This is a genomic window from Halomonas sp. GFAJ-1 (assembly GCA_002966495.1).
Classification (GTDB): Bacteria; Pseudomonadota; Gammaproteobacteria; order Pseudomonadales; family Halomonadaceae; genus Vreelandella.
Window position 1 is genome coordinate 1073555 of record CP016490.1, and the last position, 16203, is coordinate 1089757.

Below are 16203 nucleotides of genomic sequence, written 5' to 3' on the forward strand. Positions count from 1 at the left end.
GCTTATTTATTAGGAGAAAAAAATGACGCACTGTTTACGCGTAGGCGTGGGTGGCCCGGTTGGGTCCGGTAAAACCGCACTGCTCAAGCAGCTCTGTTCAGCGCTAAGGGATTACTACGATATCGCCGTTGTGACCAATGATATTTATACCCGCGAAGACGCTGACTTTCTGCTCAAACACGATGCCCTGCCTGCCGACCGCATCCTGGGCGTGGAAACCGGCGGCTGCCCGCACACGGCGATTCGTGAAGATGCCTCGATGAACCTAGCGGCGATTGACGAGCTGCACGCCCGCCATCCAAAACTTGAGCTAGTGTTGGTGGAGTCTGGTGGCGACAACCTATCGGCCACTTTCAGCCCCGAGCTTTCCGATCTAACGCTGTACGTGATCGATGTTTCCGCAGGCGATAAGATCCCCCGTAAAGGCGGGCCGGGTATTACCAAGTCAGACCTACTGATTATCAACAAAATTGATATTGCCGAGCAGGTGCACGCCTCTCTTGAGGTGATGGAGCGCGACTCGAAGAAAATGCGTGGCGAGCGTCCCTTTGTGTTTACCAACCTCTACGATGGCGTTGGGCTTGAAGAGATCATCCGCTTTATTCTCGATAAAGGGATGTTAGATGAGAGGCGCCCACAGGCTGAAAAAGCTAACGGCTGAGGTGATCTAAATCCCGCTTTTACTTTACCCGTGTAATGGGCTGTCGGCTTGGGTCGGCATACCAGGGCAGATCAAGGCGGGTATTTCTTTCCAGTTCGGCAATTACCTGGGCGCCCAGCAGCAAAATGATGGCGCCCACTTCCAGGCTAATCAGCAGGATTACCAAGGTTGCCAGCGAGCCGTAAACGGCGTTGACGAACGACAAATTAGCGAAATAGTAGACCAGTAACAGTCTTACGCCTTCCCACAGCAGTGCCGCGACAAAACCTCCCACCACCGCTCGGCGTAAAGCAATGCGTACGACAGGAAGCACTTTATAGATAGCGCTGAATAACAAGAAAACCCCAATGAAGCTGGCGAGATTCAGCACGGGGCCTGAAAACCCCGCGAGCGGCAGCTCTCTATCGAAAAACATCAGTGCCAATGCATTGAGTGAACTGGCCAGCGTAACGGCCAGCGTTAGCGCCATGAGCCCTGCGCCCAACACCACCATGAAAGCGTAGGGCAGCATCACGGAAACCCAGGCGCTACGTTTAATATGGGGAGTCTCAGGCGCATGAAAAATGATCGCCAGGGCATCTTCGAGCATACGAAAAGCAAAGGAGCTAAACAGAAGCAGAATAGGAAAGCTCAGAATGCCAATGACATCCCGGGAAGCCAGCAGGCTGCGCACGGCTTCTAGCAACACCTCGGCGTGAGCAGGCGCCATATGGCGTGCCTGAACCGTCAGTACACTGAGAAGATGTTGTTCGTCTACGACTTGGGTGAGGAGCACAACGAGGATAGCAAACAGCGGCACAATGGAGAGCAGAATATTGTAGCCCACTCCTCCCGCTAGCAGGATGCCGTGATTTTTTAAAAAGTTGCGTATGACGCGCCAGGCAAAACGGGCCAGCCGAGGGAGCAGTAAAAAGAGCGTACTGATGATGACGCGGGTTCGAACCATGGCGTGCTGTTCTCCTTGTACGTGAGCCCCTATTGCCATGATACGCCGATGGCAGTAGCAAATAACAAGGAGGGTGAGGAATTACAGCACCAGGAGGCACGGCGAGTGAATAACAGCGGAAATAAAAAGCTGCCCTAACCAGGCGGTTGCGGCCAGAGCAGCGGAAGAGCGTGGCTAGCATTTCGCTAAAACGGGCCGTCCCTGGCCACCACAAGAACACAATGAACCTGTAGGTTATTGATAACCTTAACCTATGTTATGAATAGCCTTATTGATGGGATAATTAGTTGTTCAATAAGCAAAAAAGTACCGTGAGTGGTTAAAGTTGACACACTTTTAGCCGATAATTTTTATACCCCTCCTAATCCTGTCTTCCACTTTACCGAGTGCCTGAAAGCTCATGGATAAAAAAACATTGGTTACTATGTCCTTACAGAAAAAAATTCTAGCGCTTGTTTTACTCCCGCTTATCTTGCTCGCTATTGCGCTGCAAGTTGTAAATACACAAACCCGCGTTGCTGATGCGCGTGAAACGTTAGACACGCAGCGCAAAGCGCTTGTGGAGGCGCGTGAGCAAGGTATTAAAGATGTCGTAGAGGCCGCGCAAACATCGCTGCGCCACTTGGTAGAAGACAGCCGCTTATCTCAGCAAGAAGCGCAGGCAAGGGCGTCTGAGATTATCCGCAGTCTACGTTTTGATAATGATAACTACATTTTTGTTTATGACTATAGCGGCGTGAATGTCGTACACCCTTATATGCCGCACCTTGAAGGGCAAGACTTATGGAACCTGCAGGGACCTGATGGCGACTATTTGATTCGCGGATTGATTAACTCGGCACAATCGGGCGGTGACTTTTATCGCCATGATTGGGAAAACCCAGCGACCGACGAAGTAGAGCCAAAGTACTCCTATGCAGCGGCGATTCCAGAGTGGGAGTGGATGCTAGGCAGCGGTATTTATCTTAATGATATTGACGTCACGATGGCGGCGGCAGAAGCCCAGATGCAGCACGAATTGCGGCGCTCTTTGATTGCTTCTGCGGCGCTGTCGCTGCTGTTTGTGGGCATCATTATCGTCGTAGTAATGGCGCTTTTACGGCGTGCCCTACGTCCGATTAAAACAGCGGTAAGCGCTATGGAAGACATTGCCCAGGGCCGAGGTGACTTAACGCGCCGCTTGGCTGTCGAAAGTAATGATGAAATTGGCAGCCTAGCGATTCAATTCAACGCCTTTGTGGAGCGTATGCAGGAAACCCTGCGCGATGTGCGTCGCAGCACCATGAGTGTCTACCACTCCGCAGGAGAGATCTCCCACAGTTCCGAGGAACTAGCCACCCGCACCGAGCAGGCGGCGGCCAACTTGCAAGAAACCTCGGCCTCTATGGAAGAGATCACCTCGACGGTGAACCACAGTGCGGATAACGCCCAGCAGGCCAATAAGCTGGTGCAATCCACGTCAGAGGTGGCCCACCAGGGTGAAGAGGCGATGGGCCAAGTTGAGCGCACTATGAGCGATATTAACGACTCGGCCACGCGCATCAGCGAAATTATTAGCATGATTGATGCCATTGCCTTCCAGACTAACATTCTGGCGCTTAACGCCTCGGTAGAAGCGGCGCGGGCCGGTGAGCATGGCCGTGGTTTTGCCGTGGTGGCTCAAGAAGTGCGGGTGCTTGCTAGCCGCTCAAGCGATGCCTCTAAAGAGATTCGCGGGCTGATCGATAACTCGGTGCAGCATACCCACGCCGGTGCTGAACTGGTGCGCAATGCAGGCGCGACAATGCGCGAGATTGTTGAAAGCGTTTCTAAAGTCACCGACGTTATTGGTGAGATTAGCGCCGGAGCCAAAGAGCAAAGCAGCGGTATCGGTCAGATCAACACCGCCGTGGCCGAAATGGACACCATGACCCAGCAGAACGCTGCCATGGTGCAGGAGTCCACTACCGCCGCTGCCGACATGCGTCGCCACGCGGAGCACCTGAATGAGCTGATTAACTCTTTCATCCTAGGCGACGATGAACCCCAGCAGCGCCAAGCGCTGCCTGCTAAGGGCACGGCCAGTGCAAGTGCGGGCTTAAAGCGCCCAGCGCTCTCTTCCAAGCCTGCGCCCGCCCAGCATGCCGATGATAAGTGGGAAGAGTTCTAGGCAGAGGGTAGTTAGCGAACCGTTAGCGAATACAAAAGGGGCTTGCCAATCGGCAAGCCCCTTTTTCTTAGGTGTTTTTTTCTTAGGTGTTTTTTTAATCGTGCTTGTTCGTTAATTACCCGACCAGCCCAACAAAATCGGCACGTACACCACCAGCAGCAGCACGCCAATGAGCCCCAGCAGGTAGGGGATAATTGCCCGGGTGATGCGCTCTAACGGAAGCTGGGTGACCGACGAGGCGACGTAGAGGTTAATCGCCACCGGCGGGGTAATCATGCCAATGGAGAGCCCCACCACGATGATCAGCCCGAAGTGGATCGGGTCGATGCCCAGCTGCAGCACCAGTGGCAGCAGTACCGGAGTGAGGATGATCAAAGCGCTGGCGGTCTCGATAAACACGCCGGTCAGCAGAATCACCGCCACCACCAGCAGCATAATCACATAGGGGTTAGTGGAGAGCGACAGCACCGACTGGGCGATGGCGCCGGGCACCTGCCAGCTAGAGAGCGTCCAGCTCAGTACCGCCGACATGGCAATCACCAGCATAATCACCGCCGTGGTCATCGCCGAACGAATCAGCAGCTTATACACCTGGGGTAGGGTCAAATCCCGATACACAAACAGCGATACCAGTAGCGCATAGTTCACCGCCACCACGGCCGCTTCAGAAGGTGTGAAGATGCCCGAGAAGATACCGCCGAGAATAATCACCGGTGTCATCAGTCCCCAGCTGGCGGCTTTAAAGGTGCGCCACATTGTCATGAGCGAGAGCGGCGTGCCTTTGGGGTACTGGCGTTTATATGCCTGGGTAATCGCAATTGCCATCAGGCCCAACCCCATGGCCAGCCCCGGTAAAAAGCCATTTAAAAACAGCTTAGACACCGACTGCTGGGCAATCACTGCGTAGATAATCATCGGCACCGAAGGAGGGATTACCACGCCAATAGTGCCGCTTGCGGCAATTAGGCTGGCCGCTGAGGCGGGGTCGTAGCCTTTGCGTTTTAGCTCCGGTACCAGGCTAGAACCCACCGCGGCAGTCGTCGCCGCACCGGAGCCGGAGATGGCCGCAAAGAACATACCCGCCATCACCGACACCACCGAAAGCCCGCCGCGCATAAAGCCTACCAGCGAATCGGCAAAGCTCACCAGCCGTTCACTCACCTTGCCCTGGGCCATTAAATCCCCCGCCAGAATAAACATCGGGATGGCGACCAGGGCAAAGGAGTTGATGCCCTGAAACATCTGCTGAGTAACCACCATCAATGGCACCCCAGACTGATGCAAGGCATACAGGGCGCTTGCGCCAATGGCAAAGGCGATCGGCACGCCCAGCAGCATGAAGAGGAAAAACAGCCCAAACAGCACCAGCGTCATAGCGGTTTCTCCTCGGCGGCGGCTGTTGGTTCACCGTTGATCAGCACTTCAATCATGTCCACCAAGGCGTACCACGCCATGATGGCGGCTGAAATCGGAATCACTGCATACACGTAGGTCATGGAGAGCCGCAGCGAGGCAGATTTCTGAAAGCTCTGCACTTGCATGTAGCGGTAGCCAATCACGACCAACATCACCATAAAGGCCAGCACCACCGCTAGCGCTGCCAAGCGCGCTAGCTTGCGTAGCGGCAGTGGGAGTGCGTCCACGGCGAACGTCACTGCGATATGTCGCCCACGCTGAAAGGCCAGCGTACTGGCTAAAAACGTAATCCACACCAGCAGAAAGCGTGCGACCTCTTCTGTCCAGCCCACGGCGCTGAAAAAAACGCGCGAGATAATCTGTAGCGTGATTACGCCAATTAAAGCTGCCATGCCCGCAAACACCACGGGCTGGATGATCACATCCAGCCCGCGTTCAATGCGTCGCAGCAGCGTCAAAAGAGGCTGTGCAAACACCATCACTGATTTAGCGCCTCCTGAATGCGCGGTAGGTAGTCGCCAAACTGCTGGCCGTATTTCTCGTACACTGGCGCCACAGCGGCTTGGAAGGCTTCAATATCTGGCGACTCGTTGATTTCCATACCCGCTTCACCAAGGTCGGCCAGCTGTTCGGCTTCCATAATAGCATTCTGCTCCCTGGCATAGGCAGATGCTTGCTGGGCGGCGTCTAGCACAATGGGCTGGAGCGCTTCCTGCAGGCCGTTCCAGGCGGGTAGGCTCATGATAAACGTTGCTGGCGCATAAATATGCCGTGTCATCGTGAGGTGGTCCTGGGTTTCCGCTAGGTTAAACGCATGAATAGCGTTCACCGGGTTCTCCTGACCATCAATCGTGCCTTGCTGTAGGGCGGTCAGTGCTTCTGTCCAGGCCATGGGAACGGCGTTGGCACCCAGCTCGCGGAACGTATCAACATAAACCTCGTTCTCAATGACGCGCAGTCTCAGGCCCTCAAGATCCTCGGGTACGTTAATCGCGTGTTTGCTATTGGTGATATTACGAAAGCCGCGTTCAGCGTAGGCCAGCCCTTTCAGGTTGACGTCCTGTAACTGTCCCAATATTTCCTGGCCGATCTCGCCATCTAGCACAGAGTAGGCGGCTTCGGCGCTGGGAAAGAGAAACGGCAGCTCGAAAACAGAGAACGCATCAACGAAGTTAGCCACCGGCCCGTTGGTAATCACGCCCATATCCACGGTGCCGATCTGCATGCCTTCTAACAAGGTGCGCTCATCGCCCAGGGAGGCGTTCGGGTAAATCTCAATGGTGACGGCGCCATCGGTTTGTTCACTAACGATCTGCTGAAACCGCTCGGCGGCAATATGGTATGTATCTTCCGTATTCACCACATGGGCCAAGCGCAGCGTGGTGGGGGCTATCTCATCTGCTTGACTGACGAAGGGGAAGCCAAGTAAACCGGCACACATAATGGGCAGCGTGAATTGTTTCAGTTGGCGAGTTGTTTTAGTCACAGCGTTAACGTTGAAGCGGGCGAGGTTGTTCACATGATCTCCTGAACGTTGGCAGTTCTTATTATAAATAGAGAGGCGTGGTTTTTTTATCTTCTTAACGCTCATCTATATCACACTCGTTCTAGGGGACAAATTACTTATTTTTATTCCATTATTCGCGCTGCTAATCCAAAAAATCTTTATAGATCTTGGGCTTGAGTGATTTGTCGGTTGGCGCTAGCCTGCAAGCGGTGTCTATTGATTACGCACTCTTGGAGAAAGCATTTGCTGGTTTTTAAAAAGAACAAATGCTTCGACCAATGGTGTAGTTAGCTAAAATAGGAATAAGAAATGGATAAGTTGCTGAACGACCTTTTGGCAATCGTCGGCCCGGCGGGGGTGTTGGTGGGTGACGATGTCTCGCAGCGAAGCGTAGATTGGTTTACGGGAGCGCCGTGTCGCGCCAAGGCGATTGTAAGGCCGCGCAGCACAGAGCAACTAAGCCGCGTTATGGCCGTGTGTTATCAGGCCGACCAGCCTGTGGTGACCCATGGCGGCATGACCGGCATTGTGCATGGCGGTGTGGCAAGCCCGGAGGAGCTTGTTGTGTCGCTGGAGTTGATGAACCAGATAGAGGAAGTCGACTCGGTTGGCTCCACGATTCAAGTTCAGGCCGGGGTAACCCTGCAGCGGGTGCAGGAAGCGGCGGAAGAGATCGATATGCAGTTCCCCCTTGATTTGGGGGCAAGAGGCTCCTGCACTATTGGTGGCAACATCGCCACCAATGCCGGTGGTATACGGGTAATACGCTACGGCATGATGCGCCAGCAGGTATTGGGCTTAGAAGCCGTGCTAAGCGATGGCACCGTGGTGAGCTCGTTAAATAAAATGCTGAAAAACAATGCGGGCTACGACCTAAAGCAGCTGTTTATCGGCAGCGAAGGCACCCTAGGGATTGTGACCCGCGCGGTGCTGCGTTTACAGCCGCACATGCCCAGCGAGCAAACGGCGCTAGTGGCAGTGCCCTCGTTCGATGCCTTGACCCAGCTACTGAAGCTTGCTTCTCGCGAGCTAGCCAATAGCCTCAGCGCCTTTGAGGCTCTGTGGAATAATCACTATACGTTGATGACCACCGAGAGTGGCAAGCATGCGCCCGTGTTAGCGGATGACTCGCCGTTCTACGCCATTATTGAAACCCTGGGGCTTGATGAGGCCCAAGATGCCGAGCACTTTTCCCACGTGCTGCAAAAGGGGCTGGAAGCTGGTTTGATCACCGATGCTGTGTTGGCAAGTTCCCATGCACAGCGCAACGCGATTTGGGCCATCAGGGAAGATATTGAAGTGCTGGTGAACGCGCTGAAGCCGATGTTCTCCTTCGATGTCAGCCTGCCGATTCCCAACATGGACGCGTATGTTGATATGTTAGAGGAGAACCTCAAAACCCAGTGGCCCGAAGCAAGCAAAATAGTGGTGTTTGGCCACCTGGGCGACGGCAATTTACATATTATGATCACGGTTCGTGATGATAGCCCGCATATCCGCCGCCAAGTCGAAGAGCTGGTCTATACACCGTTAAAAGCGTTTGGTGGCTCCATTTCTGCAGAGCATGGTATTGGGCTTGAGAAGAAAGACTACCTGTCGGTTTCCCGTACCAGCGAAGAGATCGCCTTAATGAAGCGCTTGAAAACTGCACTTGACCCCAAGGGCTTATTGAACTCCGGCAAGGTCGTAGCACTGGATTAGGGTTTTCTTCAAAATTATTAAAGGCAGCCAGCGATTAGGGGGCGGGTGTTAACAGCTCCCTAATGAGTGAGCGTAACCAGTGTATGCCTGAATCGTGATCCTTCCTTTCGTCCCAGCAAAGGCACACTTTAAAGGGGGCTACATCGAGTGGCAGGGCGTAGAATTTCAGGGTGTTATTACGACAAATCGCGTTGGCTGCGCTCTCCGTTACCACGCAGAGTAAATTCGTTGAGACTAATATCTCCTGAAGGGGAGTGATATAGGGTGTCTTGGCGACGATTTTGCGCTCCAGCCCCAGCGTTCGCAATTTCTCATTGATCAGTAGGGGGCTGTCTTCGCGGTGGGATAAGGCGATTTGCGGTGCGTTTAAAAAAGCGTCAAGCGTGATCGTGTTGCGCTCCCCGTACAGGGTGGCATCGCCAACACAGCCAATCACATCATCAAACAGATATTCGTGATAAGAGGTGAGAGGCAAGCTTTCCAACTGCACCATGGCGAGGTCGATATCGTGGGCCTGTATCGCGTTCTGGGCATCTTCGGCGCTGGCAATACGCGTAGAGAGCATGTTGAAGCACAAGTCGGGCGCATGGGTTAAACAGTGCTGAATCAGTTTGGGCTGCAACTGTTGGCTTACATAGTCCACCAGGCTAACGCGAAACTCGCGTTTTGACGTGGCGGGCGAAAACTCACTGTTGTTGTAAACCGCCTGATCGAAGTAAAACAGCCCTTTGGCCACAGCGGCATCCATTTGCCGCGCCAGGGGAGTTGGCTGCATGCCATCCAGCGTCTTAATGAATAGCGGGTCGTCCATCAGCTGGCGGAGCTTTTTCAGCGAGTGGCTAACCGCAGGTTGGGTCAGGCAGAGCGTTTCTGCCGTCAGTGTTAAGCTTCTTTTCCAATAAAGCGTGTGAAACACCAATAATAAATTGAGATTTATCTTATTCAGTCTCGTTGCCAACTTTATATTGGTCGTTTCGGTCATCGGCTCGTCTCTTGTTGGCAAAGGCTGTTTACGCCGTGTGTTCACGTCACGCAAACAGCCGTCGGTCATTTCACGAACACCCCATGACGCTTCGAGAAATCGTGTCGGTAGAAAAGACCGCTTACTCTAGCGCCTCCTGAATACGCGACAGGTATTCACCAAACTGCTCGCCGTACTTCTCATAGACCGGCGCTACGGCGGCTTGGAAGGCTTCCATATCTGGAGTTTCGTTGATCTCCATGCCCGCTTCGCGCAGGGCTTCCAACTGTTCGGCTTCCATTTCTGCGTTCACCTGGCGCTCATGCTCGGCGGCTTCCTGGGCAGCCGCTAGCAGCACCTCTTGGGCGTGTTCCGGCAGCTGGTTCCAGGCGGGCATACCCATGACAAAAATCGCCGGGGCGTAGGTATGGCGAGAAAGGGTCATGTAACTCTGGGTTTCATCCAGCTTGAACGAGTGGATAACGTTCACCGGGTTTTCCTGGCCGTCAATAGTGCCCTGTTGCATAGCGGTGAGCGCTTCTGTCCACGCCATGGGGATAGCATTGGCGCCCAGTTCACGGAAAGTATCTGTATAAACCGGGTTTTCCATCACGCGAATACGCAGCCCGTCTAAGTCTTCTGGCGTATTAATCGCCCGCTCGCTGTTGGTCAGGTTGCGGAACCCGCGCTCGGCGTAGGCCAGGCCTTTTAGATTCACCTCAGAAAGCTTGTCCAGCAGCTCCTGGCCAATGGGGCCATCCAGCACGCTGTAGGCGGCTTCCGGTGAGGGGAACAGGAACGGTAGCTCAAACACCGCCATCTCTTCCACAAAGTTAGCCACCGGACCGTTGGTAATCACCCCCATATCCACCGTGCCGATCTGCATGCCTTCCAACAACGTGCGCTCGTCACCCAAGGAGGCGTTAGGGTAGATATCAATGGTCACCTTGCCATCGGTGCGCTTTTCCACCAGTTCTTCAAACTTGGTAGCGGCGATATGGAAGCCATCTTGTTCATTAACCACGTGGGCCAAGCGCAGGGTAACGGGGTCCATATCAGCAAAGTCAGCGGCGTTCGCGGCGCTTACCAGCGCCAGTGAAATGCCCAGTGCCAGCGTATTACGTGCAAATGTTTTCATTTTATTATGTTCCCGGTTTCACTAAGGTTCGGAAGTGCTCCCAAAGCATGCACCAGAGAGACGAAAACGGTCAATCAAAGCGCCTGTAAAACCGCTAGGCAGCTGGACACAGCACGCCCACACGGGTACGATACGCACCCAAAGCGCCCGTAGCTCAGTTGGATAGAGTGTCGGCCTCCGAAGCCGAAGGTCGCAGGTTCAATTCCTGCCGGGCGCGCCAAACATATCAAGGGCTTACGTTAACGCGTAGGCCCTTATTTTTTGCCTGTGACCACCCTGTGACCAAATTGTGGCCACACTTTTAAAACTACCTTCTTAACTGGCTTGCTTCTCGATGACCATTGGCCGCTATGGGTCACACGCTTGGTCACGCTATTTTTGGGTAATGCCCACCCATTCTGCTAATTGCTGATTCGCCTTCAGTCGTTGGCGTTGCAATAACGCACTATTGAAAATCATATGACCCACTTTGGTAGTGCAGATCTATGGGCGGAGGGGCTAGTCCCCCTCCGTCCCGATATACATGATGTTGTCACCCGCATCGATGTAGTGCACGCCGCCCGTTGTAGCAGCTCCCGCTGGTGATGCCAGGTAGACAACCGTATTGCCAACATCTCGAATCGTGGCTAACCGACGAAGTGGAGCGCGATTTTCACTGGCATCGGCAAGGGTGTCGAAGTCTTTTAATCCAGAAGCTGCACGGGTACGGATAGGCCCTGGCGATACGGCATGCACGCGAAGGCCTTGAGGGCCTAGTTCGGCTGCCATATATCGTGTCATTGACTCTAAAGCTGCTTTCACCGGCCCCATCAGCGCGTAATTTTGAACAACGCGCTCAGCACCCAGATAAGACATGTTGATCAGCGTACTGCCTTCAGACATAAGCGGCTCCGCCAAACGTGCCATGCGTAAAAACGAGTGGCATGAAATATCCATCGCTAATAAAAAGCCTTGTCGTGAAGCATCAATAAGGCGTCCACGCAGGTCTTCAATGGGGGCGTAAGCAATAGAGTGAACCACCACATCTACGCCGCCGTACCGGTCAGCAATATGCGTAAACAGGCGAGTAAGCTGAGCGTCATCCTGTACGTCACAGGGCATTAGCTCAGCGTTGCCCAGCTCGTCTGCCAATGGAAGGACAAAGCGCTCAGCGCCGGGCATATAGGTGACGATGACCCGTGCGCCTGCCTGGTTAAGTGCTTGCGCACAGCCAAAGGCAATGCTGTCGCGGTTGGCAAGTCCTGATACCAAAGCGACCTTGTTGTGCAGGGAGAAAGGAGAATCGAGCATCATCAGATATAGGCCTTGATCTGCGCTGCATAGCAGCAAACTAAACATTGAATGTAGCGATATGGTGACAGAAGCGCGAGCCAGCAGGAAATGTGTGGTTTAGAGAATGTGGTAACGCTGTTGAACAAAACCTTGCCGTATCGCCGGGTTTTTGTCGCCGAGACCACCAACGGCTGACCTATCTAGCTGATAAGCAAGCCCCTCAGGTCAGTCGGCAGTCGGTCAATCTAGCGCTCGACCATCATTGCCAAGCGATCGCGGTTGAAAGCCAATTAGAGGTTTCTTAAAACGCTGGTGGCCTGAAGTGGGGGAAAAGCGTACACCGAGGTACGATACCGTATGCCTAGTGGTGTGGGTGGACAGGGACTAGCTCCCCTCCGACCCGATCTAAATAGAATCAATATATGGAGTTAACATGCCAACAGTGTTGCAGGTTTATTTTCCCTTTAATGGGCCGTTCGGGGATGAAATGGAAAAAATGATGGCAACCCTTGCACACTCTATCAACGAAGAGCCGGGGTTAATTTGGAAAATTTGGACTGAAGATGAGGAAAGTAACCAAGCAGGAGGCGTGTATCTGTTTCAAACCCGCGAAAATGCCATCGCATATCGTGAAAAGCATACTGCTCGCTTAAAAGATATGGGGGTCAGTGAGATCGAAGCACAAATACTCACCGTTAACCAAGCGCTATCGAGCATCAACAACGGCCCACTCCGCTAAGCAAATCTAGACTATCACTAAACAGCTGAGGAAGCGTGTGTGATGGTGGTGAGACTACTTTTTAAGCTCTTATACAGAGCGAGATCAACACAGGAATGTACATGAATCACTTGCATGCTGAGAATGCTGGTCGCAGCGCCAGCGAAGACATTCACACTGCTCGCGCAGCGCACAAGGATAATGTCGCCCCGCTTCAGCCGCCTGTCGATCAGGCTGAGTATCCCGCTGCCTCTTTGGAGGAAGTTATCCCTCGGGTGGACGATATCCTAGAGGCCGCGAAATTACTGGCTTCAGCGGCAAAGAAGCTGGAGAAAAACCGTCAGGAGGAAGAGGAAGCCGAAAAAAGCGCAAGAGCGCTTCAAAAAGAAGCAAGTGAGGCTTTCGATGCCCGGCTGGCAAAGCGTGAAACACCGGAGGCACGCTCCTTCGAAGACGTGCAGAAGGATTTGCTGAAAGCACTCAAGCGACTCGATAAGGCCGTAGAGAGCGCCAGCGATGAAACAGAAAAGTCACATGACGCTTATAGGGAACTACTCAGTATCATCACTCCATCCTACTGAGTGTTAAACGGCATCGGAGTGAAGCATGCAAAACAGTGTCTCAAGTAACGGTGTGATTAGCCTGCCCCAGGCATTGGCAAACTACAAAAGCATCCTGTCAGCCGCCCAAAGGCTTTCATCGTCAGTTAAAAAGGTGGAGCGTAAGCGCGCAGAAGAGGCCAGGGCCAGGGAGCTGGCGAGTCGCCTTCGCGATGAATCGAAAGCCGCTTACAAGGCCTTAGCGGACGGCGATTTTTCGGGTCAGCTGCGAATCGAAAAGACCATCCAGAGGGATCTTAATAAGGCCAACAATGATGTCGATCGTGCGATTGACGGTGCCCATAAAGAAATAGAAAAATCAGAACAAGCCTACGCGGATCTATTGTCGGTTATCAGGGGAGGGTGATGATTTAATCCGTTAGCAAGCAAGAACTCCGCTAGGCATTGCCGCAGTAGTGAAAGATAAAGGACTCACTGACCGTTTACCACACCTTGTGTAAAGCATCGCCCACATGTGGGCGATGCTGAATTGTTTTCGCTCTCAATCCGGGGATGTCGGTATCGCTGAGATTGATCCAGCCCTTCCAGTACCAGGGTACGTAGCTGGCTGACCAGCGAATGGCAGGCGCGCAGCGGGTTGCGTTGGTCGATTAGGTTGAGGAGGGTCTCTCGGCCTTCAATGCAATGGGCGTCAAGATCACTCTACCCTTTTGCCACGGACTCGCCGCAGAGGTTGCGGGGAGAATGGACTATTCAGTCGCAGGAATGAACGCCTTATGTCAGGCTTTCGCAATAGTTCGGACGAGCGGCGAGCGCTGGTGCCTCCCCGAGCTTCATCGCCTGCGAGCCAGTCTGGCTTAAAAGACAGGCCGCTCCGATATCGTCCTCCGCGCACACGCTAATGCAAAAATTTTGGCGCGGGGACAGGGAAGGATTGAACTGGCCACGTGAGAACCTGATAAGCCGTACCGACGGCATATCTCCTTGTTAGGCAGTTGCGCTTCGGTTTCGATCAAGAAGCCAGTGATCTGTTATTTACTAAAACGCCTCTCTATGCACGATCTTCATACCCATAGGATCGGATAAATGACTATGGGTGTGAAATCGATCAAGATGAAGCCGTGATGGCAGGGTAGTCTAAGCGTGCGGCCGTGATAGGCATGATCAACCAGAATAGCCTGAGACTGATATACAAACGGTGACAACGCGCTTCGAGATTAAGATCAGGCAGTGCGTTTTTATCGTTTGATAGCTGCATGGAGCAATAAATATGCCCTGCTATATATGGCCCCGGCTCAGGTACAGGAAAGGCAGCATTTGGAGACAAGCTTAAGATGCGGCTATTGAGATTTTGTTAACCGGCCGGCCCTCTTGGCCAGTTCTTTCGTTGCGCTTAAGCAAGGGACTATAAATAAGTAGCAGCGTGCTACAGCGTCTCCACCTCAAACGCCACGATCTGCCGCTGAACACTTGAGAACTCCACGCCCACCAAATGAATGGGCTTGCCGCTGGCACGGTGTTTATCAGCGTAACCCTTGGCTTTGATTTGCTCTAGCGCTTTGCCTTCGGGCAGCTGCTCCACCACTTTGAACTCAAAGAGGTAGATGTGGCCGTTAAAATCGACGCTCATATCCACTTTGCCGTGGTGGCTGGCGTCTTCTACTGTCACATTCACACCCAGTGCGGCGAAGTGGCTGTAAAAGACGCTGGCATAATGGCCTTCATATTGGGCGATAGGGTTGTTGCGGTACCAGTCGTGGGGTAAACCGGCATAAAGCGCTTTAAGGTGGTTTTCTAATCCCGCTAGATCATGTTCCAGCAGCACGTCAAACAGTGCTAGTTGATAGATCTGGGCTTCGCTGTGCTGGATGCCCAACACGGGCAGTAGAAATTCGTTTAGGCTACTTTCTACTTCTCGGTTGGGAAAACTGAGCGAGTAAATCCGATAGCCGATCATGGGCTCTTGTACGTCTTTGATGGTGATATAACCCGTCTGGAACAGCAGTGCTTCGGTGGCGATGTCATCCACATCGAAGCGTCCTAATAGCTGCGCTTTGGCTTGAAGCGTGTCGAGTTGCGGCGTAAATACCCCGCGTTTCTTCAACAGGTCAATTAAAAATGTAGGGGTGGCGCTTTCAAACCAGTAAGGGCTGAATGTCCGCTCTTCTAGCAATAACAACACATCAAACGGATTATAAACGCTAGGTACATCTTGCCCGCCCCAGCGGTAGCCGTTGTACCAGCGACGGATTTCGTCACGGTCAAGCCCAGGTAGCTCTGGCGCAAACACCGTATCCACATCGTGGTCGGTATAGCCACAGATAGCGGCATAGTCGGAAGAGAGGGTGATGTCGCGCAGGTTGTTTAGCCCTGAAAACAGGCTGACTTTGCTGAACTTGGACACGCCGGTGAGCAGCACAAAGTGCAGGTGGGGGTCAGCATCTTTCAGCACGCTATACAGGTTTTTTAGCCCCTCACGCAGTTCACGTGCCCTATCGCCATCGAGAATATTGTCCAGGATAGGTTTATCGTACTCGTCGATCAGTACCACGACGCGCTGGCCGTAGTGTGAGTGTGCTTGGCGAATAAGCTGCTCAAACTCGCCGGCAATATCGGTATCGTAGGTGAGCGTTAGCCCCAGGCGCTCGCGCTCGGTGCGCAACTGGTCGCGGATACGCACATCCAGCTCTTGGCGATTCTGCATCACACCGCTGCCAAAGCTTAAGCGCACCACTGGGTGGCGCTGCTGCCAGTCCCACTTATCGTGAATATATAGCCCTTCAAATAGTGTTTCGCGACCCTCAAACAGGCAGCCCAGGGTATCCAATAGCAGGCTTTTGCCAAAACGGCGCGGGCGGGAGAGAAAATAGTACTTATTTTGGTTCGCCAGCTTTTCAATAAACGGCGTTTTATCGACGTAGTAATAGCCGCCTTCTCGAATATCCGAAAAGGTTTGAATACCGATAGGCAACTTACGACGATGGGCAGATGGCATGCTGGCCTCCAAGGCTGAACCGATCAATCACTGGGCAGTTTAGCATGTTGGCTATAAGGGCAGGTTGCGCGTATGCTGCTCCGTTTTTTGCAGCGGCCGCTGCTCGCATTTTGCGCGTTGCCAAATTATTAAAGCGAGCACATATTTCGCGTTGGCCAAAGGTCAAATTTGGTAAAAAC

The 16203-nt window shown here is 53.2% G+C and carries 14 protein-coding genes and 1 tRNA gene; 7 read left to right on the plus strand and 8 right to left on the minus strand.

All coding sequences use genetic code 11. The annotated features are described in order from the left end of the window. The first annotated feature begins 22 nt into the window (after positions 1-22). Positions 23-661, plus strand: a complete 639-nt coding sequence (locus BB497_04960; protein AVI62100.1) for an urease accessory protein UreG — start codon at positions 23-25, stop codon at positions 659-661. 19 nt (positions 662-680) lie between these two features. Here BB497_04960 and BB497_04965 read toward each other — a convergent pair whose 3' ends face one another. After that, a complete protein-coding gene (locus BB497_04965; GenBank protein ID AVI62101.1) occupies positions 681-1607 on the minus strand; it encodes a hypothetical protein in 927 nt (308 codons plus the stop codon). Between the two features lie 400 nt (positions 1608-2007). Here BB497_04965 and BB497_04970 point away from each other — a divergent pair, with 400 nt between their 5' ends. After that, the gene (locus tag BB497_04970; GenBank protein ID AVI62102.1) at positions 2008-3756 is read left to right on the plus strand and encodes a chemotaxis protein; all 1749 of its coding nucleotides are present in this window, start codon (positions 2008-2010) and stop codon (positions 3754-3756) included. Between the two features lie 111 nt (positions 3757-3867). Here the strand turns inward: BB497_04970 and BB497_04975 are convergent, their stop codons facing one another. From BB497_04975 to BB497_04985, 3 genes are read right to left on the minus strand one after another with little or no spacing between them, the layout of a single operon-like run. Next, entirely contained in the window at positions 3868-5130 is a 1263-nt protein-coding gene (locus BB497_04975; GenBank protein AVI62103.1) for a C4-dicarboxylate ABC transporter permease, read from the minus strand. After that, complete coding sequence (locus tag BB497_04980) at positions 5127-5651, minus strand: C4-dicarboxylate ABC transporter permease (GenBank protein AVI62104.1); 525 nt, start codon at positions 5649-5651, stop codon at positions 5127-5129. The genes BB497_04975 and BB497_04980 overlap by 4 nt, the downstream gene beginning before the upstream one ends. Next, complete coding sequence (locus tag BB497_04985) at positions 5651-6691, minus strand: C4-dicarboxylate ABC transporter substrate-binding protein (GenBank protein AVI62105.1); 1041 nt, start codon at positions 6689-6691, stop codon at positions 5651-5653. The genes BB497_04980 and BB497_04985 overlap by 1 nt, the downstream gene beginning before the upstream one ends. Before the next feature lie 297 nt (positions 6692-6988). Here BB497_04985 and BB497_04990 point away from each other — a divergent pair, with 297 nt between their 5' ends. Then, positions 6989-8380: an FAD-linked oxidase gene (locus BB497_04990; GenBank protein ID AVI62106.1), complete on the plus strand. Its 1392-nt coding sequence runs from the start codon at positions 6989-6991 to the stop codon at positions 8378-8380. A gap of 34 nt (positions 8381-8414) precedes the next feature. Here BB497_04990 and BB497_04995 read toward each other — a convergent pair whose 3' ends face one another. Continuing rightward, positions 8415-9362, minus strand: coding sequence for a LysR family transcriptional regulator (locus BB497_04995; GenBank protein AVI62107.1), 948 nt, complete (start codon positions 9360-9362; stop codon positions 8415-8417). Positions 9363-9483: 121 nt separating this feature from the next. Further along, entirely contained in the window at positions 9484-10479 is a 996-nt protein-coding gene (locus BB497_05000) for a C4-dicarboxylate ABC transporter substrate-binding protein (GenBank protein AVI62108.1), read from the minus strand. Positions 10480-10622: 143 nt separating this feature from the next. On the opposite strand from BB497_05000, the gene BB497_05005 reads away from it, so the two are divergent. Next, positions 10623-10699 (plus strand) — tRNA-Arg (locus BB497_05005). Positions 10700-10977: 278 nt separating this feature from the next. Here BB497_05005 and BB497_05010 read toward each other — a convergent pair. Continuing rightward, positions 10978-11772: an enoyl-ACP reductase gene (locus BB497_05010; protein ID AVI64263.1), complete on the minus strand. Its 795-nt coding sequence runs from the start codon at positions 11770-11772 to the stop codon at positions 10978-10980. A gap of 412 nt (positions 11773-12184) precedes the next feature. Here BB497_05010 and BB497_05015 point away from each other — a divergent pair, with 412 nt between their 5' ends. The 3 genes from BB497_05015 (at position 12185) to BB497_05025 (ending at position 13435) form a co-directional block, all read left to right on the plus strand. Then, entirely contained in the window at positions 12185-12490 is a 306-nt protein-coding gene (locus BB497_05015; GenBank protein AVI62109.1) for a monooxygenase, read from the plus strand. Between the two features lie 101 nt (positions 12491-12591). Continuing rightward, entirely contained in the window at positions 12592-13050 is a 459-nt protein-coding gene (locus BB497_05020) for a hypothetical protein (GenBank protein AVI62110.1), read from the plus strand. A 25-nt stretch (positions 13051-13075) separates the two neighbouring features. Then, entirely contained in the window at positions 13076-13435 is a 360-nt protein-coding gene (locus tag BB497_05025; GenBank protein ID AVI62111.1) for a hypothetical protein, read from the plus strand. Between the two features lie 1020 nt (positions 13436-14455). Here BB497_05025 and BB497_05030 read toward each other — a convergent pair. After that, on the minus strand, positions 14456-16024 hold the full coding sequence (locus BB497_05030; protein ID AVI62112.1) for a hypothetical protein: 1569 nt from the start codon (positions 16022-16024) through the stop codon (positions 14456-14458). Positions 16025-16203 lie beyond the last annotated feature (179 nt).

Excerpts from the sequence above, each read along its gene's own strand:
- BB497_04960 (AVI62100.1), top strand. The coding sequence starts at position 23 with ATGACGCACTGTTTACGCGTAGGCGTGGGTGGCCCGGTTGGGTCCGGT.
- BB497_04965 (AVI62101.1), bottom strand. The coding sequence starts at position 1,607 with ATGGTTCGAACCCGCGTCATCATCAGTACGCTCTTTTTACTGCTCCCT.
- BB497_04970 (AVI62102.1), top strand. The coding sequence starts at position 2,008 with ATGGATAAAAAAACATTGGTTACTATGTCCTTACAGAAAAAAATTCTA.
- BB497_04975 (AVI62103.1), bottom strand. The coding sequence starts at position 5,130 with ATGACGCTGGTGCTGTTTGGGCTGTTTTTCCTCTTCATGCTGCTGGGC.
- BB497_04980 (AVI62104.1), bottom strand. The coding sequence starts at position 5,651 with ATGGTGTTTGCACAGCCTCTTTTGACGCTGCTGCGACGCATTGAACGC.
- BB497_04990 (AVI62106.1), top strand. The coding sequence starts at position 6,989 with ATGGATAAGTTGCTGAACGACCTTTTGGCAATCGTCGGCCCGGCGGGG.
- BB497_04995 (AVI62107.1), bottom strand. The coding sequence starts at position 9,362 with ATGACCGAAACGACCAATATAAAGTTGGCAACGAGACTGAATAAGATA.
- BB497_05000 (AVI62108.1), bottom strand. The coding sequence starts at position 10,479 with ATGAAAACATTTGCACGTAATACGCTGGCACTGGGCATTTCACTGGCG.
- BB497_05010 (AVI64263.1), bottom strand. The coding sequence starts at position 11,772 with ATGATGCTCGATTCTCCTTTCTCCCTGCACAACAAGGTCGCTTTGGTA.
- BB497_05015 (AVI62109.1), top strand. The coding sequence starts at position 12,185 with ATGCCAACAGTGTTGCAGGTTTATTTTCCCTTTAATGGGCCGTTCGGG.
- BB497_05020 (AVI62110.1), top strand. The coding sequence starts at position 12,592 with ATGAATCACTTGCATGCTGAGAATGCTGGTCGCAGCGCCAGCGAAGAC.
- BB497_05025 (AVI62111.1), top strand. The coding sequence starts at position 13,076 with ATGCAAAACAGTGTCTCAAGTAACGGTGTGATTAGCCTGCCCCAGGCA.
- BB497_05030 (AVI62112.1), bottom strand. The coding sequence starts at position 16,024 with ATGCCATCTGCCCATCGTCGTAAGTTGCCTATCGGTATTCAAACCTTT.